Source organism: Burkholderia sp. Ac-20365 (genome assembly GCF_017104715.1).
GTDB lineage: Bacteria > Pseudomonadota > Gammaproteobacteria > Burkholderiales > Burkholderiaceae > Paraburkholderia.
Map to the genome: position 1 here is coordinate 1 of NZ_JAAGPI010000101.1, position 1,184 is coordinate 1,184.

Below are 1,184 nucleotides of genomic sequence, written 5' to 3' on the forward strand. Positions count from 1 at the left end.
GGCGGCACATCGCCCGCCTTCTTGGCCTTCTTCTTCTCCGAGCGTTCCGACATCGTCTCCAGCACGTAGAAGAACATCGGAATAAAGAACACGGCAATCGCCGTCGCCCCGAGCATCCCGCCGATCACGCCCGTGCCGATCGAATGCCGGCTGTTCGCCGACGCCCCTGTCGCGATCGCCAGCGGCACGCAACCGAGAATGAACGCCAGCGACGTCATCACGATCGGCCTTAACCGCTCTTCGGCCGCCGTCATCGTCGCGTCGAACACCGACTTGCCCGACTCGCGGTTGAGCACCGCAAACTCGAAGATCAGGATCGCGTTCTTTGCCGCGAGCGCGACCAGCATCGTCAGGCCGATCTGGAAGTACACGTCGTTGTTCAGCCCGCGCAGGAGAATGGCGAGCAGCGCGCCAAAGAGCGCGAACGGCACCGCCATCAGCACGCCGAACGGCAGGCTCCACTTCTCGTACTGCGCCGCGAGAATCAGGAACACCATGATCAGACCGAACACGAACACGAGGCCCGAGGTGCCGCCCGACTGCTTCGCCTCGAACGCCTCGCCGCTCCACGCGATGCCGTATTCCGACGGCATCTGCGAGGCCACGTCCTCGAGCGCGCTGATCACCTGGCCCGATGCATAGCCGGGCGCAGCGTTGGCGGTGATCTTCACGGCCGGGAAGTTGTTGAAGCGCGTGATCAGGTCCGGCCCCGTCACGTAGCGCGAGGTCACCACCGATTTCAGCGGCACCATGCTGCCGTTCGCGCTGCGCACGAAGATCTGCGTCAGATCGTCGGGCTTGAGCCGATAGGACGGCTCGGCCTGCAGGATCACCTGCCACAGCCGGCTCGAGCGGTTGAACTGCGACACGTACAGCGAGCCGAACATCGTCTGCATCGCGCTGTAGACGTCCTGCACGGGCACGCCCAGTGTCTCGGCCTTGTCGCGGTCGACGTCGACCAGCAACTGCTGCGAGTTGGCATTGAAGGTGGAGGTCACACCCGTCAACTCGGGGCGCTGCTTGGCTTTGGCCACGAAGTCATCCACCACCGCCGCGAACTGCGCGGTCGTCGCGTCGCCCTTGCTCTGGATCCACATCTCGGTGCCGCCCGTCGTGCCGAGCCCCGGAATCGATGGCGGATTCAATGGAACGACGATCCCTTCCTGGACCTGCGACAGCGCCTT

1 protein-coding gene is annotated in these 1,184 nt (G+C 64.4%); it reads right to left on the minus strand.

Annotated elements, in window-relative coordinates:
• Positions 1-1,184 (minus strand): efflux RND transporter permease subunit (locus G3O01_RS44765; protein WP_205813908.1); only part of this gene is annotated, 1,184 nt, incomplete at both ends.